Raw genomic sequence first — 24,849 nt, 5'->3', positions numbered from 1 at the left:
AGCTCCCACGAGCGTACCTAGCTACGATATGGTGGCACTACGCAGGGCAGGGGACACCCTTCCTTTCTAAGGCCCCAGTACTCCAACTTGGTTAGAGAGGCCGCTCTCAAACAGCGGACAGTGTGGGTTCGAATCCCACCTGGGGCACTTTCCTTAGATTCCAAGGTCGCACGGAAATAGCGCGGATTCACGTGATCGTGTGACTGCAGCACCATTCCTCCCCTTGAGCGCAGAGAACCCTCCAGGCTCGGGCACGTGTACGACCTTGAAACACGTAAGCATGTGCTGGCCCTCCTCGATCAGGGCTTCAGTCAGAACTCCGTAAGCAAGCAGAGCGGCGTTTCCCGAGCGGCCATCCGTTCCTGGCTCACACGAATAGAGCCGCTCGGATACGACCGCGGCCGGGAATGCCCTCGATGTGGTGATACGCCCAGGCCTCCAGACGCCCCAGCCGCATACTCGTACCTGCTCGGCCTCTACCTCGGCGACGGCTGCATCAGCGCGACCAAACGAGGCGTATACAGCCTGCGCATCGCATGCGCCGATGCCTGGCCCGGTCTCATCCAAGCCTGCGTCGAAGCCGTACAGATCGCGCGACCGGCCAACAAGGTGTGCTTGGTGCCAAGTCCGGGCTGTCAGTACGTCACATGTTTCAGCAAACACTGGCCCTGCCTCTTTCCTCAGCACGGTCCCGGAAAGAAGCACGAACGCGAAATCTCTCTCGTTGCCTGGCAGCAGGACATCGTCGCCGCCCACCCGTGGGAGTTCATCCGAGGTCTGATCCACTCCGACGGCTGCCGGATTACCAATTGGACAAGTCGACTCGTCAGCGGTCAGGCAAAGCGCTACGAGTACCCCCGCTACTTCTTCACCAACCTGTCGGCCGACATCCTGAGTCTCTTCACGAGCACACTGGACCAGGTGGGAGTGGAGTGGAAGCAGCCGAACAGCAAGAACATCTCCGTAGCCCGACGGGCGTCCGTCGCCCTCATGGACGCTCACGTCGGGCCGAAATACTGAGCGGCCCGCTACTTCGGGCTGTCGTCCTCGCCGATGTGGTGCACGCGCACCAGGTTCGTCGAGCCCGCGACGCCGGGCGGGGAGCCGGCCGTGATGACGACGACGTCGCCCTTCCGGCAGCGGCCGATCTTCAACAGCTCCTCGTCGACCTGGGCGACCATCGCGTCCGTCGAGTCCACGTGCGGGCCCAGAAACGTCTCCACGCCCCAGGTGAGGTTCAGCTGGGAGCGGGTGGCCGGGTCCGGGGTGAAGGCCAGGAGCGGGATGGGTGAGCGGTAGCGGGAGAGGCGCTTGACCGTGTCGCCGCTCTGGGTGAAGGCCACCAGGAACTTCGCGCCGAGGAAGTCGCCCATCTCCGCCGCAGCGCGGGCGACCGCGCCGCCCTGGGTGCGGGGCTTGTTGCGGTCGGTGAGCGGGGGGAGGCCCTTGGCGAGGATGTCCTCCTCCGCGGCTTCGACGATGCGGGACATCGTGCGGACCGTCTCGATGGGGTATTTGCCGACGCTGGTCTCGCCGGAGAGCATGACCGCGTCCGTGCCGTCGATGACGGCGTTGGCGACGTCGGAGGCCTCTGCGCGGGTGGGGCGGGAGTTGTCGATCATCGAGTCGAGCATCTGGGTGGCGACGATGACCGGCTTGGCGTTGCGCTTGGCGAGCTTGATGGCGCGCTTCTGGACGATCGGCACCTGCTCCAGGGGCATTTCGACGCCGAGGTCGCCTCGGGCGACCATGATGCCGTCGAAGGCGGCGACGATGTCGTCGATGTTCTCGACGGCCTGGGGCTTCTCGACCTTGGCGATGACGGGGAGGCGGCGGCCTTCCTCGTCCATGACGCGGTGGACGGGTTCGATGTCGCGTCCGCTGCGTACGAAGGAGAGGGCGATGACGTCCGCGCCGGTGCGCAGGGCCCAGCGGAGGTCGTCGATGTCCTTCTCGGAGAGGGCGGGGACGGAGACCGCGACGCCGGGGAGGTTGAGTCCCTTGTGGTCGGAGACCATGCCGCCCTCGATGACGGTGGTGTGGACGCGGGGTCCGTCGACTCCGGTGACTTCGAGGGTGACGCGTCCGTCGTCGATGAGGATGCGTTCGCCGGGGGTGACGTCGGCGTTGAGGCCTTCGTAGGTGGTGCCGCAGGTGTGGCGGTCACCTTCCATGGGTTCGACGGTGATGGTGAAGTCATCGCCGCGTTCAAGGAGTACGGGTCCTTCGCGGAAGCGTCCGAGGCGGATCTTCGGGCCTTGAAGGTCTGCGAGGATTCCGACGCTGCGTCCGGCTTCGTCGGATGCTTTGCGTACTCGGTGGTAGCGCTCTTCGTGTTCGGCGTAGGTGCCGTGGCTGAGGTTGAGGCGGGCGATGTCCATACCCGCCTCGACCAGGGCCTTGATCTGGTCATATGTGTCGGTGGCGGGTCCTAGGGTGCATACGATTTTTGCTCGGCGCATGGTTTGAGCCTAAACCTTACCTACGGGTAGGGAATTGGCTCCGGATGACTCCTCAACATCCTTTGGGTGAAGGCTTTTTGACAAGTGTTGAATTGTGCGGCGGGGTGCTCGGATGAGCATTCCGCTCAGAGGTTCGGTGGGGTCATGATGAAGCGGGCGTTCACCTGGGCACGGACGGTCTGGCGTTGTGGTTCGAGGTCGAGTGCGGGGGCCGCTTCGGCCGACGCGCCGGCGAATCCGCGGGGGGCGCCGCCGTAGCCGCCGGGGGCCGGGGGCAGGGCGGGGGCGGCGTTCTCGGCGCCGAGGTCGGCCAGTTCGACGAGGGCGGCGAGCTGGGCGCCGACGGCGTCGGCGTATTCGCGGGCACGCTGGACCGCTTCGCGTACGGCCTGGCGGCGGGCTTCGCCGTGGGCGGGCGAGTTGGGGCGCAGGGCCCACCAGGGGCCGTCGATGCGGGTCATGTCGAGGTCGGCGATGCGGGTGGTGAATTCGCCGAGTGCGGTGAAGTCGCCGAGTACGGCGGTGATGTGGACGCGTCCGTGGTAGGCGCGGATCTTCTCGTCGCGGCCGCGTTGGGTGAGTTCGGGGGTGATGGAGAAGGCGCCGGTTTCGAGTTTCTCGACGGCTTCTCCGTAGGTGCGCGCGAGTTCGAGGACGGTGGTGTTGCGTCGGGTGAGGTCTTCGAGGGCGGCGCGGCGGTCTTTCCCCCGGGCGCTGACGGTGATGCCGACGCGGGCGATCTCGGGGTCGATCTCCAGTCGGGCTTCGCCTCGGACGGCAAGGCGGGGGTGGTCGGGGGTGCCGTAGGAGTACGGGGTGTCGGTCATGGGTCCACTGTCGCACTCGGGTACGACAGCCGGTGGTCATCGAAACGAAACCTGCTGGGGGTGTTGCCGGGTGCGGTGCGTGGGTGATTATCTACGCGCGTTGTTCACGCGTGTGCGAGGTCTACGCGCGTTGTGCGGCGAGAGCACTGGGTACGGACGAGAACTGAGATGTGGGAGACGAGATGCCGCTGAACCGAAGGACGTTCCTGGGCACAACGGCCGCGGCGGGTGCCGGTGCCGCGATCGTGGGCGGTGGAGCGGTTCCTGCCGAGGCACACGGTCACGGGCATGGGCACGGACACGGTCATGGGCGTCCGCAGAAGCGGTACTCGTTCACGGTGATGGGCACGACGGATCTGCACGGGAACGTCTTCAACTGGGACTACTTCACGGACCAGGAGTTCGACGACAAGGATCACAACGATGTCGGCCTGGCGAAGATCTCGACGCTGGTGGAGCAGGTGCGGCGGGAGAAGGGCCGTCACAACACCCTGATGATCGATGCGGGTGACACGATCCAGGGCACGCAGTTGTCGTACTACTACGCGAAGATCGATCCGATCACCGCGAAGCGTGGTCCGGTGCATCCGATGGCGCAGGCGATGAACGTGATCGGCTATGACGCTGCGGCGCTGGGCAACCACGAGTTCAACTACGGCATTCCGGTGCTGCGCAAGTTCGAGGAGCAGTGTGACTTCCCGCTGCTGGGTGCGAACGCGCTGGACGCGAAGACGCTGAAGCCGGCGTTCGCGCCGTATGTGATCAAGAAGCTGCGTACGCCGCACGGCCGGGATGTGAAGGTGGCGATCCTGGGGCTGACGAATCCGGGTATCGCGATCTGGGACAAGGTGAACGTCGGCGGGAAGATGGTGTTCCCGGGGCTTGAGGAGCAGGCGGCGAAGTTCGTGCCCCGGCTGCGCTCCATGGGTGCGGATGTGGTGATCGTGTCGGCGCATTCGGGGAACAGCGGGACGTCGTCGTACGGGGATCAGATTCCGTACGTGGAGAATGCCGCGGGTCTGGTGGCGGAGCAGGTGCCGGGGATCGACGCGATTCTGGTGGGTCACGCGCATCTGGAGATCCCCGAGTACTTCGTGGAGAACAAGGAGACCGGTAAGAAGGTCGTGCTCTCGGAGCCGTTGAAGTGGGGGCAGCGGCTGACGCTGTTCGATTTCGATCTGGTGTGGGAGAAGGGCCGCTGGGTCGTCGAGAAGGCCGGTTCGCAGGTGCTGAACTCCAACACGGCGGCGGAGGACAAGCGGATCACGAGGCTGCTGGCGGACGAGCACAAGAAGGTCGTGGCGTACGTCAACCAGGTGATCGGTACGTCGACGGCGGCGATGACGACGGCTGAGGCGGCGTGGAAGGACGAGCCGATCATCGACCTGATCAACGTGGTTCAGGCGGAGACGGTGAAGGAGGCGCTGGCGGGCGGCGAGTACGCGTCGCTTCCGGTGCTGTCGCAGGCGTCCTGCTTCTCGCGTACGGCGCAGATCCCGGCCGGTGATGTGACGATCAAGGACGCGGCGGGTCTGTATCCGTTCGAGAACACCCTAGAGGCGCGGTTGGTGACGGGTGCGCAGGTCAAGGATTATCTGGAGTTCTCGGCGCGGTATTACGTGCAGACGGCTGCCGGTGCTCCGGTGGATACGGCGAAGCTGACGAACGCGGACAACACGCCGGATTACAACTATGACGCGGTGTCGGGTCTGACGTATGAGATCGACATCGCGAAGCCGAACGGTTCGCGAATTGTCGGCCTCTCGTTCGAGGGCAAGGCGATTGATCCGGCGGCGCAGTTCGTGCTGGCGGTGAACAACTACCGGGCGAGTGGCGGGGGCAACTTCCCGCATGTGCCGGGTGCGAAGCAGTTGTGGGCGAATTCGGAGGAGATCCGGAACACCATTATCGCCTGGGTGCAGGCGAAGGGTTCGGTGGACGGTGCGCAGTTCGCTTCGGTGGACTGGCGGCTGACGCGGGACGGTACGCCGGTGTTCTAGGTCTTTGGTGGGGCGGCCGTCTCCTTTCCTTTCGGGGTGGGGGCGGCCGCTTTTCTGTGTGCCGGGGTGGGGCGGGGGTGTCAGTTGCTCTGGACGAGTGGGGTGAGGGTGGGGGCTTGGGTGGGGATGTTCGGGGTGTGGGGGGTGAGGCCGAAGGTGGTGAAGGCGGTGCGTTGCGGCAGGTGGTAAGCGGAGGTGCCGGTGAGGCTGTTGAGGATGGTGGCGCTGCGCCAGGCGGCGAGGCCGAGGTCGGGGGCGCCGACGCCGTGGGTGTGGCGTTCGGCGTTCTGTACGTAGATGTTGCCGGTGATGGCGGGGTCCAGTTCGAGGCGGAACTGCTCGTCGATGCGGGGGCGCCCTGAGCTGTCGCGGCGCAGGCGGGTGCGGAGGCCGTCGAGCATCTGGTCGAGGGGGCGTTCGCGGTAGCCGGTGGCGAGGACGACGGCGTCGGTGGTGAGGCGGGAGCGGGTGCCTTGCTGGGTGTGTTCGAGGTGGAGTTCGACGCGGGTGGTGGCGACGCGGCCCGCGGTGCGGACCCGGACGCCGGGGGTGAGGGTGGCGTCGGGCCAGCCGCCGTGGAGGGTGCGGCGGTAGAGCTCTTCGTGGATGGCGGTGATGGTGTCGTGGTCGATGCCCTTGTGGAGCTGCCATTGGTGGGGGACGAGTTCGTCGCGTACGGGTTCGGGGAGGGCGTGGAAGTAGCGGGTGTAGTCGGGGGTGAAGTGTTCGAGGCCGAGTTTGGAGTACTCCATGGGTGCGAAGGCGGGGGTGCGGGCGAGCCAGTGGAGTTTTTCCTGTCCGGCGGGGCGGGCGCGCAGCAGGTCGAGGAAGATCTCGGCGCCGGACTGGCCGGAGCCGATGACGGTGATGTGTTCGGCGTTGAGGAGTTGTTCGCGGTGGTGGAGGTAGTCGGCGGAGTGGATGACGGGGACTGATCCGGCTCCGGCGAGGGGTTTGAGGGGTTCGGGGATGTGGGGTTCGGTGCCGACGCCGAGGGCGATGTGGCGGGTGTGGGCGCGGCCGAGGGCTTCGGCTTCGCCGTGGGCGTCGAGTTGGGTGAAGTCGACTTCGAAGAGGGAGCGTTCGTCGTTCCAGCGGATGGCGTCGACCTGGTGGCCGAAGTGGAGGCCGGGGAGTTGTTCGGTGACCCAGCGGCAGTAGGCGTCGTATTCGGCGCGTTGGATGTGGAAGCGCTCGGCGAAGTAGAAGGGGAAGAGCCGGTCGCGGGTGCGTAGGTAGTTGAGGAAGGTCCAGGGGCTGGTGGGGTCCGCGAGGGTGACGAGGTCTGCGAGGAAGGGGACTTGGAGGCTGGCGCCGTCGATGAGGAGGCCGGGGTGCCAGTGGAAGGCGGGGCGTTGTTCGTAGAAGGTGGCGGCGAGGGGGCGGGGGGTGCCGGTGATGCCGTGGGCGAGGGCGGCGAGGGAGAGGTTGAAGGGGCCGATGCCGATGCCGACGAGGTCGTGGGGCTGGTCGGTGTCGGGCGCGGGCCGGTGGGGCCTGGGTGGCCGGGCTGTCATCGGGGGGTGCTGCCTTCCGTGGTCTCTGCGGTCTCTGTGGTTCCTGCGGTCTCTGCGGTCTCTGTGGTTCCTGCGGTCTCTGCGATCTCTGTGGCGAGGTGGGTGACGAGGTCGAGCAGTCTGCTGAGGTCGTGGGGGGTGGTGTGGGGGTTGAGGAGGGTGGCTTTGAGCCAGAGGCGGCCGTGCGCGTGGGTGCGGCCGAGTACTGCGTGGCCGCGGGTGAGGAGGGTGCGGCGGATGGTGGCGACGGTGTGGTCGGTGGCGTCGGTGGGGCGGAAGAGGACGGTGGAGATGGTGGGGTGGTCGTAGAGGTCGAGGGTGGGGGTTTTGGTGATGAGGTCGGCGAGGTGGTGGGCGGCGGCGCAGGTGCGGTCGATGAGGTCGGCCAGTCCGGTGCGGCCGAGTGCCTGGAGGGTGACGGCGATCTTGAGTGCGTCGGGGCGGCGGGTGGTGCGCAGGGAGCGGCCGAGGAGGTCGGGGAGGCCGGCTTCGGTGTCGTCGCCGGCGTTGAGGTAGGGGGCGTGGTGGTGGAGGGCGTCGAGGTGGTGGTGGTCCGGGACGGCGAGGATGCCTGCGGAGGCGGGTTGCCAGCCGAGTTTGTGCAGGTCGAGGGTGACGCTGTGGGCGCGCTCGATGCCGTGGAGCTTGTTGCGGTGGGTGGGGCTGAAGAGGAGGGGGCCGCCGTAGGCGGCGTCGATGTGGAGTTCGGCGCCGTGGGTGGTGCAGAGGGCCGCGATTTCGGCGAGGGGGTCGATCTGGCCGGTGTCGGTGGTGCCTGCGGTGGCGGTGACGAGGATGGGGGTGCCGGGCCGCTCGCGGAGGCGTGTGAGGGTGTCGTCGAGGGCGGTGAGGTCCATGACGCCGGTGGGGGCGGGGATGGGGAGGGGTGTGGGGAGGCCGAGGAGCCAGGCGGCGCGGGTGATGCTGTGGTGGGCGTTGGCGCCGCTGACGGTCTGGACGGGGCCGTGGCGTTCGCGGGCGAGGAGCAGGGCGAGTTGGTTGGCTTCGGTGCCGCCGGTGGTGACGAGGGCGTCGGGTGCGGTGCGGTGGGGGTAGACCTCGGCGGCGAGCGCGGTAGTGAGGTCGGCTTCGAGGGCGGAGGCGGCGGGGGCCTGGTCCCAGGAGTCCATGGAGGGGTTGAGGGCCGAGGCGGCGAGGTCGGCCGCTGCGGCGAGTGCGAGGGGCGGGGTGTGGAGGTGTGCCGCGCAGAGTGGGTCGGCGGGGTCCGCCGCGCCTTCGGTGAGGGCGGTGATGAGGGTGGCGAGTGCGTGGTGGGCGCCGGTGCCCCGGTCCGGGATGACGGGGTGCAGGGCGGTGCGGAGTTGGGGGGTGACGGTGTCGGGGCCGCCTGCGGGGAGGGGGCCGTCGCGTCGGCGGGCGCCGTCGTGGAGTGCGGTGAGCACGGTGTCGATGAGGGGGCGCAGGTCGGCGGGGCCGGTGGTGCCTCCGGCGAGGGGCGGCGGGGTGGGCATGGAGGTGGTGGGCCCTTCGGAGCGCATGGGTGGACATCCCAGCTTGTCCGGGTTTTGGGTGGCGTGGCCGGTGAGCGGGGTGATGTGAACCCGAAAGGGGGATGGGTGCGCGAGGGGGGCGGGGTGGTGGCGGTTGGGGTGGTATGGGTGCGTGCGTACGGCTGTGGGCCCGGCCGTTCGCGGGCTGCTGGAGGCGGTCCGGGGTTGGTGGCCGTGGCGGGGTTGGTGGCCGGAACGCCGTCGATCGGGCGCCCGGTGGTGTTCGCCGGGGCCCGATCGGGTCTGCGGGGCGGGTGTGTTCCGCCGGTTGGGTCAGCCGTACATCGCCAGGCGGCAGAAGGCCGCGAGTGCGGCGTCGATGGGGTGGGGCTGCGGCTTTCCGGAGGGGTCGAGGGTGTTCCACCTCTGGAGGTTCAGCGCGACGGACATCTGCCGGTTGCCGTCGGCACGGGTCATGGCCAGGGCTCCGGCTCCCCAGGCCGAGCCGCCGTGGCCCCAGAAGGTAGGCTGGTCAGGGGCTTGTGTCGGGTACAGGCCGAGGCCGTATTCGATGGTCTTTCCGTCCTGGGCGATGACCGGGACGGTGCGTCGCATCTGGGTCAGTGATGGCTGGCTGACGATCTCGCCGGCCAGGAGCAGTCCGTAGAAGCGGTTGAGGTCGGTGACGGTCGATATCAGTCCGGCCGCCGGTCCCACCCATGACATGTCGAAGACGCTGTAGTCGCGCGGCGGGTCGATCATGCCGAACCATGCCTCGTAGAGCTGTGAGTGCGGTCCTTCGATGTGGGGTCCGGTGGGGAGTTCGGTGTTGCGGAGTCCGGCGCGTTCGATGACGTCGCGGGTGATGCACTGCTGGGCCGTGGTGCCGGTGATGTGTTCCAGGAGTTCGCCGAGGAGCAGGTAGTTGGTGTTGGAGTAGATGCCCGGTGTGCTGCCCGGGGCGCCGGTGGCGGGTGCGCCGACTCCCATCGCGATGAGTTCGGCGGCGTGGAACCGGGTGAACCGGTTGTCGTCCAGGCTCTCCGGCCGGGTGTCCGCGGCGTTGGGGAATCCCTTGAGGGAGGGATAGGCGTAGGGGAGGTACTCCGCGAGTCCGCTGGTGTGGTTGATCAGCATCCGGACGGTGATCGTCTCGCCGCGTTCGCCGGGGACCAACTCCGGGAGGTACTGGCCGATCGGTGTGTCGAGGCCGATCCGGCCGCTGTCGACCTGTTGCAGCACGGCGGCGGCGGTGAAGGTCTTGGTGATGCTGCCGACGCGGTGGCGCATGTCTGCGGTGACGGGGCGTCCGGTGGTGGTGTCGGCGACCCCGGCGGCGCCGCGCCAGATCTGGTCGCCGTCGCGTACTTCGGCGAACAGGCCCGGAATTCCGGCGCGGTGGACGTGTTCGATGGCGGTTTCCAGCTGGGCGGGATCCAGTGCGTTCCTCACGATGTGCGTCCTTTCGTGGTCCCGGGGGTGACCGTTCACATCGGTCGTGCGGTCCGGGCGCGGGTGGCGGGGCACGAGGGCAGGCCGGCGGTCCGCTTGCCGACGGTTCGGCATGCCCATGTACTCATTATGCACGCGGTGCGTGCAACACCAAGTGCGTACGTTAGGCTGGGAGCCGACGAGAGGAACGGGATGGCAGGGAGAAGGCGCTGGTCGACCGAGGAGATCCTGGACGCGGCGGCGGAGCTGCTGCGCACGGGCGATGCCGAGTCGTTCAGCGTGCGCAAGCTGGCCGCGGTCCTCGGGACCGATTCCTCCAGCCTCTACCGGCATTTCCGCAGCAAGACCGAACTGCTGCGGGCGGTCGCGGACCGGATCCTGCTGGCCGCCATGGACGGCTACCGCCCCGAGGGTGACTGGAAGCAGCGCATCACCGCCCTGGGCCTGCGGCTGCGGGAGGCCTTCGGCCGGCAGCCGCAGCTCGCCGCCGTCTGGGGGCGCTACGCGTCGAGCGGCGCCGGTTCCCGGCTGGTGATGGAAGCCGTGCTGCAGGACCTGCGGGCTTCGGGCCTGCCCGACGAGGAGATCCCGGCGCACTATCACCGGATCGCGGTCCTCATCTCCGCACTGGTCGCCTCGGAGGCCGGGGTCAGCACGATCACCCCCCAGGAGTACGACCAGGGCATGGAGCTGTTCCGGGTCGCGGTGCTCGGCGCGGACCCCGAGCGCTTCCCCGCCCTGTCGCACTTCGCCCGTGACGTCCGTCCCCTCGGGGTGGACCGCCGCGAGGCGTTCGTGGAGCTGCTGGCCGCTCAGCTCGCCCAGGTGGAGGCCTCGGCGGTCCGTCCGGGCTGAGGGCCGTCCCGCAGGGCGCGCGGGACGGCCGTGACCGGGCTGTGCGGCCTCAGTTCAGGTAGGCGTCGTACTGCTCGACGTCACCGGGTTCGAGCCGTGTCTTCGGGTCGGTCCTGATGCTGGAGAGCTCCGTGCCCAGGACGCGGCCGGTGTGCTCGTCGAGGATGATCGTCCAGCGCACCGTCCTCTTGAAGTCCGCTGCGTACGCCTGGCCCTGGCGCCCCGCGCGGTCCCTGACCGGGCCGATGGCACGCAGGCCGGGCTGCTCGGCGAGCAGTCCGTCGATCGCGGCCGTCTGGGCGGGGCCCGGCGTCCACTCACGCAGCAGCGCCTCCAGGGAGTCCACCGTCCAGTACGCGCTGCCTCGGGTGTCTGGGTTCTCCTTCGCCAGGTAGTCGGCGAGGCCGCCGACGGTGACCGGGGGGGTGTTCACGTAGGAGGCGGTCTCCTCCCACGAACCTGCGGGCAGCCGCGTGCGGTGGACGACCCGGCCGTCCTCGATGTCCTGGGCCTCCCCGCTGCCGTCGGCGTTGTAGCGGTCGCGGGACTCGGTCACCGGCACCTGCTCCGGCTCGTGCTTTCCGTCGTCCCACATCCCCATGGCCCACTCCCGGCGATGGGTCCCCCGGCGCGCGGCGCCGTCGGAGCCGGCGAGGGCGGCGGCCCGCTTCGCGACGGTGGCGAGCGGCACGGTGGCCCGGGAGCTCTCCACCTTGAGCGGGGCGGGCGCGGCGACGGCCGTCTGACCGCTGCTGCCGGTGACGGCGAACCCCGCCACGGTCGCCGCGACGACGGCGGCGGCCACCCCGAGGGACATCGACCGGCCGGGCGTCAGCCGGGCGAAGCCCGACGGGCGCCCCAGGGCGGAGCGGGACTTGACGGGCTTCACGGTGCCGGACGTGGCGGCCGTGTCGCTGACCGCGTTCATCAGATGCGCTTCGAGCTCCGCGTGGCGGGCGGGCGAGAGCCGGGGGGCACCGGGCCGAGGGGCCATCTCGCGCAGTGCGGCGAGTTCGGCGCGGTCTTCGGCCGCCGGACGGGAGGACGGGGCAGCGGCGCCGGAACGGTGCCGGAACAGGGCGTTCATGCGGGGTTCTCCTGGGTGGTTCGGGCCAGAATGCTGTCTACGTGCTGTACTTGTCCGCTGCCTCCGGGGAGTTCCCGGCCGGATGTACTCCGTGTGCCGTCGCGCCGGGTGGCCGGATGCTTCACCGCGTCGCGCAGCTTGGCGCGGGCGCGGGACAGCCGGGAGCGCACGGTGCCGACGGGTATGCCCAGGGCCTCGGCGGCGGAGGCGTAGTCCAGTCCGCCCCAGACGCACAGGGTGAACACCTCGCGCTCGGTGCGCCGCAGCCCCTCCAGCGCCGCCTTGGCCGCCGCCAGCTGTTCGGCGTCCGCCAGCCGACCGGTCACCTCCTCCGCGAGGTCCGGGACGGTGTCCGGGCGCTCCATGCGGGCCAGGGCTCTGCGGTGCCGTCGGGCCGAACGTGCCGTGTTGCGCAGCACGTTGGTGGCGATGCCCAGCAGCCAGGGGCGCAGGCTGTCGGTCTCCTCTGGACGCAGCCGCTCGCGCGAGCGCCACGCCTCCAGGTAGGTGAGGGAGACGACGTCCTCGGCCGTGGACCAGTTGCCGGTGGTCCACAGGGCGTGGCGGTACACGGCGTCCGCGTGCTCCCGGAACGCCTCGGCCAGCGCGGCCGGGTCACCATCGCGGAGACGGGCGGGGATTGAATGAGTCACGTGGATTAATGTCCGGCCGGTCCGGCGGGTTCCTGTGACGTGTGTCACCGGATGAGGTCGCGCGGGCGTGGCTCCGGCAGTCTGCCCGGCGCATCACGGGCTGTGCCCGGTCCGCCCTCGGGGTGAGGGCGGACCGGGCACGGGTGGTGCGGGTTCGCCGGTCCGGTCAGTGGGCGTCGCGGACGGCGAGGGCGCGGCGCAGGTCGTCGATCTGGTCGGCGAGTTTGCGGCGCAGGGCGGGGATCAGGGCCTGGTCGGTGAGTGCCTGTTCGCCGAGGTGGAGGCTGTGGGCGTCGATGGCGTAGGCGGGGAAGGCGTAGCGTCCGGCGGCCTCGGCGATGGCGGGTCCGCGGCGGACGGCGAGCTGGGTGGCCTCGGGGTAGTAGCGGGGTACGTAGGGGCTGACGAGTTCGGCCTGTTCTGGCTGCCAGAAGCCCTGGGCGACGGCGGTGAAGAGGTAGTTGGAGAGGCTGTCGTCGGTGAACATGGCCTGCCAGGCCGCGGCCTTGGCCTCTGGGGTGGGCTGGGCGGCGCGGCAGCGGGCGGCGCCTTCCTGGCCGGTGGCGCTGGGGTCCTGGTCGAGTTCGGCGGCGATGGCGGTCTCGTCGACGGCGCCGAGGACGGCGAGGCGGGTGAGGACGCGCCAGCGCAGTTCGGCGTCGAGTTCGGGTCCGCCGGGGACGGTGCCTTCGGTGAGCCAGTCCTGGATGGCGTCGGGCTGGGTGGCGGCGTCGATGAGGTGGCGGACGGCGATGAGGCGCAGGCCCGGGTTGCTGCCGTCCTCGGTGCGGCGGATGAGGTCGCGGCACAGGGCGGTGAGGGTGGTGAGGGCGGCGGGGCGGTCCTCCGGGCTGAGGTAGCGTCCGGCGATCTGGGTGGTGGCGAAGGTGAGGACGCCCTGGTGGAGTGCGAGGTCGGTTTCGTGCGGGAGGTGGGTGCGGGCGGCCTCGATGTAGGTGGTGGGGGCGAGTTCGCCGTCGCGGACCATGTCGCGGGCGGTGTTCCAGATGACGGCTCGGGTGAGGGCGTCGGGGATGCCGGAGAGGCTGCGCAGGGCGGTGTTCCAGGAGTCCGGGTCGAGGCGGACCTTGGCGTAGGTGAGGTCGCCGTCGTTGGGGACGACGAGGGCGGGGCGGCGGCCGGGCCGGGTGGTGGGGGCGTCGTCCTGCGGGATCCCGATGTCGAAGCGGTCGCGCGGGACGAGCCGTTCGGGGCCGGACTGGGTGTCGATGGCGTGGTCGTAGGTGCCGACGGTGATGCGGTGGGGGCGGGTGCCTTGGTGGTCGACGGTGAGGGACCAGGTGGTGTCGGCTTCGGTGATGTGCGGGGTGAGGGTGTCGACTCCGGTGGTGCGCAGCCACTGGTCGGCCCAGGCGTGGACGTCGCGGTCTGTGGCGGAGGCCAGGTTGTCGATGAAGTCGGCCAGGGTGGCGTTGCCGAACTTGTGGCGGGCGAAGTGGGTGTTGATGCCGGCGAGGAAGTCCTTCTCGCCGAGCCAGGCGACGAGCTGGCGGAGGGCGGAGGCGCCCTTGGCGTAGGAGATGCCGTCGAAGTTGAGCATCGCGGAGGCGGTGTCGGGGACGGCGGCGGCGTCGGGGGCGACGGGGTGGGTGGAGGGGCGCTGGTCGGCGTCGTAGCCCCAGCTCTTGCGGGCGACGCCGAAGTCGACCCAGGTGTCGGTGTAGGAGGTGGCTTCGGAGAGGGTCTGGTAGCCCATGTACTCGGCGAAGGACTCGTTGAGCCAGATGTCGTCCCACCAGGTGAGGGTGACGAGGTCTCCGAACCACATGTGGGCCATCTCGTGGGCGATGACCATGCCGCGGGTCTGGCGCTCGGTGTCGGTGACGGCGGAGCGGTAGACGAATTCGTCGCGGAAGGTGACGAGGCCGGGGTTCTCCATGGCGCCCGCGTTGAACTCGGGGACGAAGGCCTGGTCGTAGGAGTCGAACGGGTAGGGCTCGTCGAACTTCTCCTGGAACCGGTCGAAGCAGGCCCGGGTGATGTCGAGGATCTCGTCGGCGTCGGCGTCGAGGTGGGGGGCGAGGGAGGCGCGGCAGTGGATGCCGAAGGGCAGTCCGGCGTGTTCGGTGGTCACGGAGTGCCAGGGGCCCGCGGCGACGGCGACGAGGTAGGTGGAGATCGGCGGCGTGGGGGCGATGGTCCAGCGGCCGTCCCCGGTGTGTTCGGTGATGCCGTTGCCGAGGACGGTCCAGCCTTCGGGGGCGGTGACGGTGAGCGCGAAGACGGATTTGAGGTCGGGCTGGTCGAACGCGGCGAAGACGCGCTGGACGTCTTCCATGAAGAGCTGGGTGTAGACGTAGGTCTCGTTGTCGGTGGGGTCGGTGAAGCGGTGCATGCCTTCGCCGGTCCGGGAGTAGCGCATGGCGGCGTCGACGCGGAGTTCGTGTTCGCCGCTGGTCAGGGCGGTGAGCGGGAAGCGGTTGCCGTCGAGGTCTGCGGGGTCGAGCGGCTGCCCGTCGAGGCTGATCGAGCGCAGGGTGGCGGGCTTGATCTCGACGAAGGTGTCACCGTCCGCGCGGGCGGTGAACCGGATGAGGGTACGGGAGTCGAAGGTCTCCTCCCCCGCGGTGAGATCGAGTTCGATCGTGTACCGCTGTACGTCGAGGAACTGGGCTCGGGTCTGCGCTTCGTCGCGCATCAGTACGGACATGACCCCATGCTGCCGTATGCGGTGTGCGGGACGCAGTCGGGTTCGCGGCGGGCTGAGAGGGCCGGCGGGGGCGGGGCGACGGGGCGACGGGGCGGGCGCCGGGGCGGCGGGCCCCGGCGGCGCGCTCAGGTACCGGCGTTCGCGCCGTGCGCCGATTCCTCCGCGATGCGCTCGTGGTGGCGGATGACCTCGGCCACGATGAAGTTCAGCAGTTTCTCGGCGAACGCCGGGTCCAGGTGGGCGCTCTCCGCCAGTTGCCGCAGCCGGGCGATCTGGCGGGACTCTCTGGCCGGATCGGCGGGGGGAAGCTGGTGGGCGGCCTTGAGGTGACCAACCTGCTGGGTGCATTTGAAGCGCTCGGCCAGCATGTGGACGACGGCCGCGTCGATGTTGTCGATGCTCTCTCGCAGCCGGTTCAGCTCGGCGCCTACGGAATCGTCGATGTTGCTCGTGGTCATGGTCGTCGAGCTTAGAGCCTGTCCGGCGGGGCGTGCTACGGGGTGATCGTCGGCGGGTGGTCGGGGTCCGGCACCCGGTCGCTCCAGCCGCCCGGCACACTGCGGCCCTGCTGCTCACGGAAGCGGACGGGCGCGGTGCCGACGCGGCGGGCGAACAGCCGGGAGAAGTACGCCGGATCGTCGTATCCGACGCGGCGGGCGACGGCCGCGACGGGCAGGTCGCTGGTGGCGAGGAGCTCCTTGGCGCGGCCGAGCCGGATGCCGAGGAGGTAGTCCTTGGGGCTGCACCCCGCACCGCGCCGGACGGCCGTGCGCAGCTCTGCGGCGGTCATCCCGTGCCGTGCGGCGTGCTCGGCGACGGAGAGCGGCTGGAAGGCGTCCCGGGCCATGGTCTGGAGCACCGGGTCCCCGTCGGGGCTGACATCGGCGCGGGCCCGGCGCAGGGCGACGAGCAGCTCGTGGACGGCGGCGCCGGTCTCCACCTCCAGCAGGGGGTTGCCGCGCCGGGCCGCCCGGACCATCCGGCCGATGGCGGCGCGGGGTGCCGCCGTGTCGGAGAGCGGGACGAGGGGGCGGTCCGGCTCGATGTAGCCGAGTTCGGTGTACGTGGTGGTGGCGGGGCCGGTGAAGTCGACGAAGCTCTCGTCCCAGCCGGTGGCGGGGTCGGCGCCGTAGTGGTGGGGGGTGCCGGGGGTGAGCCAGATCAGGCTGGGTCCGGTGACCGGGGTTCGCCGGCCGTCGGGCCCGGCGAACCATCCGCTGCCCGAGTTGATGACGACGGCGACGTGGTGGTCCAGGGTGCGGGGGCCGACGGTGGGCAGTGCGCCGTGCTGGAGGCCCACCCCGAGGCAGACCAGGCCGAGGCGGTGGTGGAGCGGGCTCGGGGTGAAGAAGCGCATCCAGGTGTGGTACATCGGCGTTCGCTCCCCCGGTTCTCGCGTCGTGCGGCGGCTGCAGCGGTGTTGTGTCATCCGGTCGAGTGCTGCGTCCAAACAGCAATGATCTTTGTCCATGGACCGGCCGCACGCCAGGGGGTGAGGCTGGGTCGCGACATTCCTCCCGGGTTCGCCCGCTCCGTCACACGTGCCGTGTTCCGGCCGTAACCGGTCGCGGAGCACGGGGTTCCGGGACCGCCCGCACAGGAGAGAACGAGCACGATGGCTGATTTCACGGTGGGCGACGACGACCACTTCCGGTTCGACGGGCGGCCCGTACGGCTGCTGTCGGGTGCCCTGCACTACTTCCGGGTGCACGAGGCGCAGTGGGATCACCGGTTGTCGATGCTGCGGGCGATGGGGCTGAACTGCGTCGAGACGTATGTGCCGTGGAATCTCCACGAGCCGGGGCCCGGCCGGTTCCGGGACGTTGCGGCGCTGGGCCGGTTCCTGGACGCGGCCCGGCGGGCCGGCCTCTGGGCGATCGTCCGCCCGGGACCGTACATCTGTGCGGAGTGGGAGAACGGCGGTCTGCCGGTGTGGGTGACCGGGCGGTACGGCCGGCGGGTGCGGACCCGCGACGCGGGATATCTGGAGGCGGTACGGCGGTGGTTCGCCGAGCTGCTGCCCCAGGTCGTGGAGCGGCAGATCGACCGGGGCGGCCCGGTGATCATGGTTCAGGCGGAGAACGAATACGGCAGTTACGGCAGCGATCAGGACTATCTGCGGCAGCTGGCCGCGATGCTCGTCGAGTACGGCGTGAGCGTGCCGCTGTTCACCTCCGACGGGCCGGAGGACCACATGCTCACGGGCGGCTCCGTGCCCGGTCTGCTCGCCACGGCGAACTTCGGCTCGGGGGCGCGCGAGGCGTTCCGGGTGCTCCGGCGCCATCAGGACAAGGGCCCGCTGATGTGTATGGAGTTCTGGTGCGGCTGGTTCGAGCACTGGGGCGCCCCCTCCGTCGTACGCGATCCGGCGCAGGCCGCGGAGGCGTTGCGGGAGATCCTGGAGTGCGGGGCGTCGGTCAACATCTACATGGCGCACGGCGGGACGAACTTCGGCGGCTGGGCGGGCGCCAACCGCGCGGGCCCGCTCCAGGACCAGGAGCTCCAGCCGACGGTGACGTCGTACGACTACGACGCGCCGGTCGACGAGTACGGGCGGCCGACGGAGAAGTTCTGGCTGTTCCGGAAGATCCTCGCCGAGTACGCGGACGGGCCGCTGCCGGAGCCGCCGCCGGAGCCCGCCGGGCTCGCGGAACCGCTGCGGGCGGCGCTGACCGGCTGGGCGCCGCTGCGGGAGGTGATGGAGGCGCTCGGGGACGAGGAGCAGCCGGAGTCCGGTGTTCCGCCCACCTTCGAGGAGTTGGGTGTCGATCGCGGCCTGGTGCGCTACCGGGTCGGCGTGCCGGGTCCCCGACGGCCTTATGCCCTGGGGGTGTCGGGCCTCCGGGACCGGGCGGTGGTGTACGTGGACGGTGTCCGCAGGGGCGTCCTGAGCGAGGAGGACAGCACGCTGGAGGAGCCGGTGGCCGGTCCCGCAGAGGTCGAACTGTGGGTCGAGTCGCTGGGCCGGGTCAACTACGGTCCGCGCCTCGGCGAGGCCAAGGGGATCACCGGGGGCGTGCTGCACGAACGGCAGTTCCTGCACGGTGTACGGGCGCGGGCGCTGCGGCTCGACGCGTTCGAGGACGCGGCGGCGGTGGCCGGTGTCCCGTTCGTCCCGCTCGACGGGTCGGGGCGCGGCGGCCTGTACCGGGGCTCCTTCGAGCTCGCGGACGCGGCCGGCACCGGACACGCCGGGCTCGAACTGCCGGGCTGGACGCGCGGGTTCGTCTGGGTGAACGGGTTCTGCCTCGGCCGGTACTGGTCGGCGGGCCCGCAGCACACGCTGTACGTACCGGGTCCGGTGCTCCGGGAGGGACAGAACGAGGTGTGGGTGCTGGAGCTGGAGGACGCGGGCGCGCCGTACGCGGAGCTGGGCCCGGGGCTGCCGTCCCGGAGTGCGGCGGACGCGCCCCGGGGTGTTTCCTGAAAGTCCCGCTACTGTGGGCGGGAGCCGAGTGGTACGGACGGGGGTGCGGGTGTGAGCGACAGCCCTCACGGCAGCCCGGTGGTGCACGGCTTCCCGCACCTGGACACCGTCCGGTCCGCGATCACCGCGCTGTACCGGCGGCTGAGTCGCGACGGTGTCCACCGTTTCGCGCCGAGCCTGCTGCCCGTGGACGCCGCCTTCGCGGACGCGGACGATCTGCATCTCGGCGCGCAGCGCGTGGCGCGGGCGATGGTGCGGCACCTGCGGCTGCCGGACGCCCGGATGGTCGTGGCGTTCCGTGCGATGGAGCATGCGGGGAGTGTCGAACTCGCGGCGGGGCCTGAGTACTTCATCGAGCTGAACGACCGGTTCCGCACCCACCGCAGGGACATCGGGGCCGCGTTGTCGCACGAGGTCACGCATGTGCTGCTGCACCGGCTCGGCCTGGAGTTCCCGGGGACCCGTGACAACGAGATCCTCACCGACACCGCGGCCGCCTATCTGGGGGCGGGCTGGCTGCTGCTGGACGCGTTCCGGGAGGACGCCACCTCCAGTCAGAAGCTCGGCTACCTCACCCCGGAGGAGTTCGGGTACGTGCTGGCCAAGCGGGCACTCGCCTTCGACGAGGACCCCTCGCCCTGGTTCACCAGCCCGCAGGCCTACACCGCGTACACGAAGGGCCGGGCGCAGGCGCTTCGCGAGAACCTTCGGCCGCCGCTGACGGCGGCCGGCTGGGCGGGCCGGCGCCGGTACGCCAAGGACCGGCGGTACGCCCAGGACCATCCCGGTGCGGCCGCGGCCCCGGGCCCCGAGCCTCCGTACGCCTTCGAGACCGGCCCGGACGGGCTGCGGGTCGCTTTCGCGTGCCCGACCTGCCATCAGCGCAACCGGGTGCCGGTGCGCGGCCGGGTGCGGGCCAGGTGTGCGCTGTGCCGCACGGTGCTGGACTGCACGACCTGAGCCGCCGACACCCCTAACAGGCCTTGGCGCGAAAGGTATTACAGTCGAAATGTGACAGAACATCCGATGACGCGGGCGGACGTGGCGGTGGACGGGCAGAGCCTGTTCGACGCCGTGTACGAGGGCGAGGACGCCGTCGTGCGGCTGCTCCGCGCCGGGGTGCCCGTGGAGTCGTCCGACGTGGACGGCGCGAGCCCGCTGTACCTGGCCTCGGTCTCGGACCGGCCGGGTGTGGTGCGGCTGCTCCTCGCCGCGGGCGCAGAGCCGGACCGGGCCTGCGGTCCGGAATCGGGCGACCTGCCGATCTGCGGGGCGGCGTGCGGCGGTCACACCGAGGTGGTCGAGGCACTGCTGTCTGCGGGCGCCCGGCCGGATCTGCGCGAGCAGTTCGGGTTCACGGCGCTGCGCTGGGCGGTGGGGCTCGGCCACGCGGGGACCGCGCGCACCCTGCTCGCTTATGGCGCCGACCCGTGCCTGCCGGGGCCGGAGGGCGAGGCTCCGCTCTTCCTGGCCGCCCGCAGGGGCTCCCTGGAAACCGTACGGGCGCTGCTGCACCACGGTGCGGGAGCACCGGAGGGGGCGTTGGAGGAGGCGCTGGACGAGGCACGCCGGATGCTGGACGTGGACCTGGAGCAGGAGATGCGCGGCGGACTGCTGGAGGCGTACGGGGACACGGACGCGCACCAGGTAGTGGTGCGCCGTGCCGTGGTCGACGGCGGGGAGACGCTGACGGTCGAGCTGGTGCGCGGGGACGGGGAGCCGTTCGCGGGCCAGGACCAGCAGACGGGGCACGGCGCGATCGCCACGCTCCTGGAGCACGAGCTGGGGCGGCCGGCCCCGTTCGAGGAGCTGGCCCGGCGGGCGCTGCGCTCCGGTGGCCCGGAGCTGGACAACTGGCACGCCTGCGCGGAGGCGCTGCGCGAGCGCGGCGACGAGGAGACCCGGCAGGCGGCGACGGCGTGGTGCGCGGCGGACGACCCGCTGCGCCGGGCGTTCGGCGCGGATGTCCTGTCCCGGCTGGGTTGAGCTCACGCTGCCGCACCCGAACAAGTCCGCCGGGCACAGACAAGCCCGTCCGGCGATTGAGGACGAAGCGTCGCCCGGGTGCTCCCGGTCATCGCTTCCGTCCCCCGTCGCCGGACGGGCTGAATTCCGCTAGGCCGCGCGGCGCCCGCGCGCAGGCGCACCGCTGCGGCCGGTACCGCCGGAGCGACCCGCGCCCCCGGTACCGGCAGATCCGGCGCCACCGGCTCCGGATCCGCGCCGGCCACGCCCACGCGTGCCCGAGCGGAAGCCGCCGCCGGTGCCGGACCCGGTGGAACCGGACCGGGTGCGCGGCTTGGGCTGGGTCGGCTGCGGGATCTCGACCACGATGGCGATGCCGGAGGGCTCACGCGCGCCGGTGATCCGGGTCAGCTCCTCGTCGGTGGACTTGATCCGGGTGGTACGCGGCGCGATGCCCGCGTCCTGCATCAGCCGGGTCATCTCCCGCTTCTCCTCGGGCAGCACCAGCGTGACGACGCTGCCGGACTCCCCGGCGCGCGCCGTGCGCCCGCCGCGGTGGAGGTAGTCCTTGTGGTCGGTGGGCGGGTCCACGTTGACGACCAGATCGAGGTCGTCGACGTGGATGCCGCGCGCCGCCACGTTCGTCGCGACGAGCGCCGTGACCTGGCCGTTCTTGAACTGGTCCAGGGTCCGGTTGCGCTGCGGCTGCGAGCGGCCGCCGTGCAGGGCGGCGGCACGGACACCGCTGGCGAGCAGCCGCTTGGCGAAGCGGTCGGCGGCGCGCTTGGTGTCGACGAACATGATCACCCGGCCCTCGCGGGCGGCGATCTTCGTGGCGACGGCCTTCTTGTCGGTCTCGTCGAGCACGTGGAGCACGTGGTGCTCCATGGTGGTGACGGCACCGGCGGACGGGTCGACCGAGTGCACGACGGGGTCGGTCAGGAACATCTTGACCAGCCGGTCGATGTTCTTGTCCAGGGTCGCGGAGAAGAGCATCCGCTGCCCGTCCGGCTCGACCTGCTTGAGCAGGGCGACGACCTGCGGCATGAAGCCCATGTCGGCCATCTGGTCGGCCTCGTCGAGGACGGTGATGGCGACCTGGTCGAGGCGGCAGTCGCCGCGTTCGATGAGGTCCTTGAGCCGGCCGGGCGTGGCGACGAGCATCTCGGCGCCGCGGCGCAGGGTGCCGGACTGCTTGCTGATCGACATCCCGCCGACGACGGTGGCCATCCGCAGGTTGACCGAGGTGGCGTAGGGCGTCAGCGCGTCGGTGACCTGCTGGGCGAGCTCGCGGGTCGGGACGAGGACGAGGACGAGCGGCGCCTTCGGCTCTGCGCGCCGTCCGGCGGTGCGGGCCAGCGCCGCGAGGCCGAAGGCGAGGGTCTTACCGGAGCCGGTGCGGCCCCGGCCGAGGATGTCCCGGCCGGCCAGCGAGTTCGGCAGGGTGGCGCCCTGGATCGGGAAGGGGTCGGTGACGCCCTGCGCGGCAAGGGTTTTCAGCAGGGCGGCGGGCATGTCCAGCTCGGCGAACGCCTCGACGGCGGGCAGTGCGGGGGTCATGGTTTCGGGCAGGGCGAACTCACCCTGCGGCGGCGTTGCCTTGCGACGCGGCGACGCCTTGCCGGATCCCTTGCCGGAACCCTGTGCGGTTGCCTTTGCCTGGGCCGTGCCACGCCCCCTCGACGGGCGATTGCGGGCGGGACGGTCCTGACGTTCGGAGCGGGTCATACGGAATTGCCCTCCTGGGGATTCCTGGGAACTACGTGGGACTGCTGGGACATTGCCGGGGCCCGCGCGCGGAATGCGGACTGCCGCACGCGGTGCGCGGGGGCCCGGGACACCCGGGGTGCTTCGTCGCACCCGGTGCGGGGCGCCCGAGGACGCCCGGAACGTACGTATTCCCAGGGACAGCACAAGCCGGGACCCGCACCTTCACGGTGCGGGCCCCGGCTGCGAGGTACGCGTCCGGCAATTAGGCCGGGACGATGTTCTCCGCCTGCGGGCCCTTCTGGCCCTGCGTGACGTCGAAGGAGACCTTCTGGCCCTCCTGGAGCTCACGGAAGCCCTGGGTGGCGATGTTGGAGTAGTGGGCGAAGACGTCAGCGCCGCCGCCGTCCTGCTCGATGAAGCCGAAGCCCTTTTCCGAGTTGAACCACTTCACGGTTCCAGTAGCCATGTCATTCTCCTAAAACAGGTGCAGTGCCGGAAATCCGCACTTTACGAATTCCAAGTCGCCGCATTGAGCCCCACCCGGAGAAAGCCGGAAAACAATAAAGCGCCTGAGGAAGCATTCCCGTCAGGCGCACATAAAGTTCATGGGTACCAAAACTGCAACCGGACCACCGTAGCACGATCTGCCGACCAGCGGTGGGACACGCCACGCCGCCGGCCGGCTGTTCTCCGGGTGAACCCATGGGGCGCAAGGGCCGGAGCCGATCGAAGATCGCCGAAGAGAGGACCGCAGAGGTATCCGGACCGCCTCAGCCGCGCAGCGCGATCCCGTCCAGGACCATCGACAGGTACTGGCGGGCGATCTCCTCCGGGCTGTGCTGTCCGCCCGGCCGGTACCAGGAGGCGGCGACCCAGACGGTGTCGCGGACGAACCGGTAGGTGAGGCGGACGTCGAGGTCGGCACGGAAGACCCGGTCCGCGACGCCTCGCTCCAGGGTGCCGAGCCAGGCCTTCTCGAACTTCTGCTGGGAGTCGACGAGGTACTGGAACCTCGGCCGGTCCGCCAGGTGCTGGGACTCCTTCTGGTAGATGGCGACGGCGGCACGGTGCCGGTCGATCTCACGGAAGGACTCGGTGACGAGCGCCTCGATGGTCTCCCTGGGGCCGAGTCCGGCGGCGAGCACCGCGTCGTACCCCTCCCACAGCTCGTTCAGGAAGGTGGAGAGGATCTCGTCGACCATCGATTCCTTGGAATCGAAGTGGTAGTAGAGGCTGCCCGCGAGCATTCCGGCCGCGTCCGCGATCCGGCGGACGGTCGTGGCGTTGTATCCCTGCGCGGCGAACACCTCCGCGGCGGTGGCGAGCAGCTCGCCGCGCCGCTCGGGGGAAGGCGTCGCCTGTGGCTTCTTCTTGGTAGGCACCCGTCCATTCTCCGCCCGGGGAGCGGTGACACGGCCACCGCGTCACCCCTCCCCCGGCCGGTCAGGGCGCTGTCGTCGTCGAGCCGTCGTCATTGCCCCTGCGGATCGTGCGTACTGGGCGGCCGGGGCGCCAGGACTGGATGACCATGGTGTCGCCGCCCTCAAGTCCGACGCGTACCACCTCGGTGAGCTCCACCCGGAAGAGGTGGAAGGGCTCCGGCGGTGTCACCGCGTCGACGAACCGGGCCAGCACCTCGGGGTCCGTCACCTCCACGGCCCGGCCGGAGATCCGGGCGTCCCCGTCGGTCATCTCGGCGTCGGGGCCGGGGTTGGCGTGCACGGCGAAGCGGGGGTCGCGGAGCAGGTCCAGCGCCTTGCGGGAGTTCGGCATCATGCCGAGGAACGGCTCGTCCAGCCGGAACTCCACTTCGAGTCCGGTCACCCGGGGGGAACCGTCCTTGCGGAGGGTCGCCAGGACATGGTGCTTGTACTGCTCGAAGCGTCGGCGCACGGTGTCGGCGAATTCGGGTTCCGCGGTCCGGAAGTCTGCCCAGGAGTTCGATGTCATGAGTGCATCGAACTCCGTAATCCCGACAGCTTCTGTCTGGATTCCGCCGCCGGTTGTCCCGGACCACCCGTTCGGCTGCCGTCAGGCGACCTCGCCCGCTGTCCGCGCGCCGTGTCCGTGTCCGTGTCCCGACAGCGTGATCAGCGCCGCGTACCCGTACGTCCGCAGCACGCACGACGCGCGGCCGTGCAGCGACACCGCGTCGTAGCGGCCGAGCCCGGTGTCCGTACCGTCGATGACGGCGCCGTCCTCCAGCGCCACGACCAGCACCGCCCCGCCCTCGGGCGCCGCCGGCCGCAGGGTGCCGCGTACGACCGCCACCTCGGCCCGTACGCGGTCCCTGCGGTGCATCACGTTGAGGTTGACGACCGGGCCCGCGAGCAGCCGTCCACCGGTCGCCACGTCGCCCGGGAAGTCGTGGGGCCAGTACGGCTCGTCGACGATGTGGTGCTCACCGTCCACCATGAGGTCCATCCCGGCGCCCTCCACCACGGTCAGGACGCGGTCCACGCCGGGGAAGGCGGAGAACGGCCCGTCCTGCGTGACGTCCGCGAGGCTGACCCGCCAGTCGAAGCCGTCGCCCGCCGGACCCGGGGACGCGGCGATCTCGCGGGTGACTCCCCCGCCGTTCTTCCAGGGGGCCGGAGCCCGGCCCGCCGCGCGCAGGATTCGGAACGCCTCAGAGGTCATGCGGATACTCCGGGTTCGACGGGGCAGGGACGACGAGCCTACGGTCCGGGGCCGGTCGGTCCCGGCTCCCCGGGGGTTCGCTATCTTGATCGCCGCCGCCCCCCACCGGCCGCTCTCGCCCGTTCACCGATG

21 protein-coding genes and 1 tRNA gene are annotated in these 24,849 nt (G+C 70.4%); 7 read left to right on the top strand and 15 right to left on the bottom strand.

Features of this window, described 5'->3' with window-relative positions:
- Positions 1-71 precede the first annotated feature (71 nt).
- Positions 72-147 (top strand) — tRNA-Leu (locus ACZ601_RS12230).
- 108 nt (positions 148-255) lie between these two features.
- Positions 256-1,020, top strand: a complete 765-nt coding sequence (locus tag ACZ601_RS12225; protein WP_469536211.1) for a transcriptional regulator — start codon at positions 256-258, stop codon at positions 1,018-1,020.
- 8 nt (positions 1,021-1,028) lie between these two features.
- On the opposite strand, the gene pyk is transcribed toward ACZ601_RS12225, so the two are convergent.
- The gene (pyk, locus tag ACZ601_RS12220) at positions 1,029-2,462 is read right to left on the bottom strand and encodes a pyruvate kinase (RefSeq protein WP_440579200.1); all 1,434 of its coding nucleotides are present in this window, start codon (positions 2,460-2,462) and stop codon (positions 1,029-1,031) included.
- A 125-nt stretch (positions 2,463-2,587) separates the two neighbouring features.
- Positions 2,588-3,289, bottom strand: coding sequence for an SIMPL domain-containing protein (locus ACZ601_RS12215; RefSeq protein WP_469536208.1), 702 nt, complete (start codon positions 3,287-3,289; stop codon positions 2,588-2,590).
- Positions 3,290-3,471: 182 nt separating this feature from the next.
- Between ACZ601_RS12215 and ACZ601_RS12210 the strand changes: the two genes are divergently transcribed.
- A complete protein-coding gene (locus tag ACZ601_RS12210) occupies positions 3,472-5,289 on the top strand; it encodes a bifunctional metallophosphatase/5'-nucleotidase (RefSeq protein ID WP_469536205.1) in 1,818 nt (605 codons plus the stop codon).
- An 80-nt stretch (positions 5,290-5,369) separates the two neighbouring features.
- Here ACZ601_RS12210 and ACZ601_RS12205 read toward each other — a convergent pair whose 3' ends face one another.
- From ACZ601_RS12205 to ACZ601_RS12195, 3 genes are all read right to left on the bottom strand, one after another.
- Positions 5,370-6,806 carry a lysine N(6)-hydroxylase/L-ornithine N(5)-oxygenase family protein gene (locus ACZ601_RS12205; RefSeq protein WP_469536202.1) on the bottom strand — a complete coding sequence of 479 codons (1,437 nt, stop codon included), beginning with the start codon at positions 6,804-6,806 and terminating at the stop codon, positions 5,370-5,372.
- On the bottom strand, positions 6,803-8,278 hold the full coding sequence (locus tag ACZ601_RS12200) for a pyridoxal phosphate-dependent decarboxylase family protein (RefSeq protein WP_469536501.1): 1,476 nt from the start codon (positions 8,276-8,278) through the stop codon (positions 6,803-6,805). The genes ACZ601_RS12205 and ACZ601_RS12200 overlap by 4 nt, the downstream gene beginning before the upstream one ends.
- Positions 8,279-8,590: 312 nt before the next feature.
- Complete coding sequence (locus tag ACZ601_RS12195) at positions 8,591-9,709, bottom strand: serine hydrolase domain-containing protein (protein ID WP_469536200.1); 1,119 nt, start codon at positions 9,707-9,709, stop codon at positions 8,591-8,593.
- A gap of 192 nt (positions 9,710-9,901) precedes the next feature.
- On the opposite strand from ACZ601_RS12195, the gene ACZ601_RS12190 reads away from it, so the two are divergent.
- Entirely contained in the window at positions 9,902-10,564 is a 663-nt protein-coding gene (locus ACZ601_RS12190; RefSeq protein WP_469536197.1) for a TetR/AcrR family transcriptional regulator, read from the top strand.
- Positions 10,565-10,613: 49 nt separating this feature from the next.
- Here ACZ601_RS12190 and ACZ601_RS12185 read toward each other — a convergent pair whose 3' ends face one another.
- The 5 genes from ACZ601_RS12185 to ACZ601_RS12165 form a co-directional block, all read right to left on the bottom strand.
- Positions 10,614-11,651 carry a CU044_5270 family protein gene (locus ACZ601_RS12185; protein ID WP_469536194.1) on the bottom strand — a complete coding sequence of 346 codons (1,038 nt, stop codon included), beginning with the start codon at positions 11,649-11,651 and terminating at the stop codon, positions 10,614-10,616.
- Entirely contained in the window at positions 11,648-12,304 is a 657-nt protein-coding gene (locus tag ACZ601_RS12180) for an RNA polymerase sigma factor (protein WP_469536191.1), read from the bottom strand. The genes ACZ601_RS12185 and ACZ601_RS12180 overlap by 4 nt, the downstream gene beginning before the upstream one ends.
- 166 nt (positions 12,305-12,470) lie before the next feature.
- Positions 12,471-14,975 carry an aminopeptidase N gene (gene pepN, locus ACZ601_RS12175; RefSeq protein WP_469536188.1) on the bottom strand — a complete coding sequence of 835 codons (2,505 nt, stop codon included), beginning with the start codon at positions 14,973-14,975 and terminating at the stop codon, positions 12,471-12,473.
- A gap of 125 nt (positions 14,976-15,100) precedes the next feature.
- Positions 15,101-15,433: a chorismate mutase gene (locus ACZ601_RS12170; protein WP_469536185.1), complete on the bottom strand. Its 333-nt coding sequence runs from the start codon at positions 15,431-15,433 to the stop codon at positions 15,101-15,103.
- Positions 15,434-15,468: 35 nt separating this feature from the next.
- Positions 15,469-16,347 (bottom strand): helix-turn-helix domain-containing protein, encoded by an 879-nt coding sequence (locus ACZ601_RS12165; protein ID WP_440574337.1) that lies wholly within the window; start codon positions 16,345-16,347, stop codon positions 15,469-15,471.
- A gap of 243 nt (positions 16,348-16,590) precedes the next feature.
- Between ACZ601_RS12165 and ACZ601_RS12160 the strand changes: the two genes are divergently transcribed.
- Genes ACZ601_RS12160 through ACZ601_RS12150 form a run of 3 tightly spaced genes read left to right on the top strand, consistent with a single transcriptional unit; the run spans position 16,591 to position 20,388 of the window.
- Positions 16,591-18,402 (top strand): beta-galactosidase, encoded by a 1,812-nt coding sequence (locus ACZ601_RS12160; protein ID WP_469536182.1) that lies wholly within the window; start codon positions 16,591-16,593, stop codon positions 18,400-18,402.
- Positions 18,403-18,453: 51 nt separating this feature from the next.
- Positions 18,454-19,362: a hypothetical protein gene (locus ACZ601_RS12155; protein ID WP_440574339.1), complete on the top strand. Its 909-nt coding sequence runs from the start codon at positions 18,454-18,456 to the stop codon at positions 19,360-19,362.
- A 51-nt stretch (positions 19,363-19,413) separates the two neighbouring features.
- Positions 19,414-20,388 carry an ankyrin repeat domain-containing protein gene (locus ACZ601_RS12150; RefSeq protein ID WP_469536179.1) on the top strand — a complete coding sequence of 325 codons (975 nt, stop codon included), beginning with the start codon at positions 19,414-19,416 and terminating at the stop codon, positions 20,386-20,388.
- Positions 20,389-20,517: 129 nt separating this feature from the next.
- Here ACZ601_RS12150 and ACZ601_RS12145 read toward each other — a convergent pair whose 3' ends face one another.
- From ACZ601_RS12145 to ACZ601_RS12125, 5 genes are all read right to left on the bottom strand, one after another.
- Positions 20,518-22,095: a DEAD/DEAH box helicase gene (locus ACZ601_RS12145; protein ID WP_469536176.1), complete on the bottom strand. Its 1,578-nt coding sequence runs from the start codon at positions 22,093-22,095 to the stop codon at positions 20,518-20,520.
- A 244-nt stretch (positions 22,096-22,339) separates the two neighbouring features.
- Positions 22,340-22,543 carry a cold-shock protein gene (locus ACZ601_RS12140; RefSeq protein WP_015607926.1) on the bottom strand — a complete coding sequence of 68 codons (204 nt, stop codon included), beginning with the start codon at positions 22,541-22,543 and terminating at the stop codon, positions 22,340-22,342.
- A gap of 304 nt (positions 22,544-22,847) precedes the next feature.
- On the bottom strand, positions 22,848-23,459 hold the full coding sequence (locus tag ACZ601_RS12135) for a TetR/AcrR family transcriptional regulator (protein WP_311306257.1): 612 nt from the start codon (positions 23,457-23,459) through the stop codon (positions 22,848-22,850).
- 61 nt (positions 23,460-23,520) lie between these two features.
- Positions 23,521-24,027 carry a pyridoxamine 5'-phosphate oxidase family protein gene (locus ACZ601_RS12130; RefSeq protein WP_469536173.1) on the bottom strand — a complete coding sequence of 169 codons (507 nt, stop codon included), beginning with the start codon at positions 24,025-24,027 and terminating at the stop codon, positions 23,521-23,523.
- Positions 24,028-24,108: 81 nt separating this feature from the next.
- Positions 24,109-24,717: a HutD/Ves family protein gene (locus ACZ601_RS12125; RefSeq protein WP_469536170.1), complete on the bottom strand. Its 609-nt coding sequence runs from the start codon at positions 24,715-24,717 to the stop codon at positions 24,109-24,111.
- Between the last annotated feature and the right edge of the window lie 132 nt (positions 24,718-24,849).

This window comes from Streptomyces sp. NPDC104307, from assembly GCF_055584045.1.
This window is presented reverse-complemented; position numbering and strand designations above follow the sequence as displayed.

What these genes read in the sequence shown, in the direction of transcription:
- ACZ601_RS12165 (WP_440574337.1), bottom strand. Translation starts at nt 16,347, where the DNA reads ATGTACCACACCTGGATGCGCTTCTTCACCCCGAGCCCGCTCCACCAC.
- ACZ601_RS12215 (WP_469536208.1), bottom strand. Translation starts at nt 3,289, where the DNA reads ATGACCGACACCCCGTACTCCTACGGCACCCCCGACCACCCCCGCCTT.
- ACZ601_RS12130 (WP_469536173.1), bottom strand. Translation starts at nt 24,027, where the DNA reads ATGACATCGAACTCCTGGGCAGACTTCCGGACCGCGGAACCCGAATTC.
- ACZ601_RS12200 (WP_469536501.1), bottom strand. Translation starts at nt 8,278, where the DNA reads ATGCCCACCCCGCCGCCCCTCGCCGGAGGCACCACCGGCCCCGCCGAC.
- ACZ601_RS12160 (WP_469536182.1), top strand. Translation starts at nt 16,591, where the DNA reads ATGGCTGATTTCACGGTGGGCGACGACGACCACTTCCGGTTCGACGGG.
- ACZ601_RS12185 (WP_469536194.1), bottom strand. Translation starts at nt 11,651, where the DNA reads ATGAACGCCCTGTTCCGGCACCGTTCCGGCGCCGCTGCCCCGTCCTCC.
- ACZ601_RS12145 (WP_469536176.1), bottom strand. Translation starts at nt 22,095, where the DNA reads ATGACCCGCTCCGAACGTCAGGACCGTCCCGCCCGCAATCGCCCGTCG.
- ACZ601_RS12210 (WP_469536205.1), top strand. Translation starts at nt 3,472, where the DNA reads ATGCCGCTGAACCGAAGGACGTTCCTGGGCACAACGGCCGCGGCGGGT.
- pyk (WP_440579200.1), bottom strand. Translation starts at nt 2,462, where the DNA reads ATGCGCCGAGCAAAAATCGTATGCACCCTAGGACCCGCCACCGACACA.
- pepN (WP_469536188.1), bottom strand. Translation starts at nt 14,975, where the DNA reads ATGTCCGTACTGATGCGCGACGAAGCGCAGACCCGAGCCCAGTTCCTC.
- ACZ601_RS12205 (WP_469536202.1), bottom strand. Translation starts at nt 6,806, where the DNA reads ATGACAGCCCGGCCACCCAGGCCCCACCGGCCCGCGCCCGACACCGAC.
- ACZ601_RS12125 (WP_469536170.1), bottom strand. Translation starts at nt 24,717, where the DNA reads ATGACCTCTGAGGCGTTCCGAATCCTGCGCGCGGCGGGCCGGGCTCCG.
- ACZ601_RS12140 (WP_015607926.1), bottom strand. Translation starts at nt 22,543, where the DNA reads ATGGCTACTGGAACCGTGAAGTGGTTCAACTCGGAAAAGGGCTTCGGC.
- ACZ601_RS12190 (WP_469536197.1), top strand. Translation starts at nt 9,902, where the DNA reads ATGGCAGGGAGAAGGCGCTGGTCGACCGAGGAGATCCTGGACGCGGCG.
- ACZ601_RS12170 (WP_469536185.1), bottom strand. Translation starts at nt 15,433, where the DNA reads ATGACCACGAGCAACATCGACGATTCCGTAGGCGCCGAGCTGAACCGG.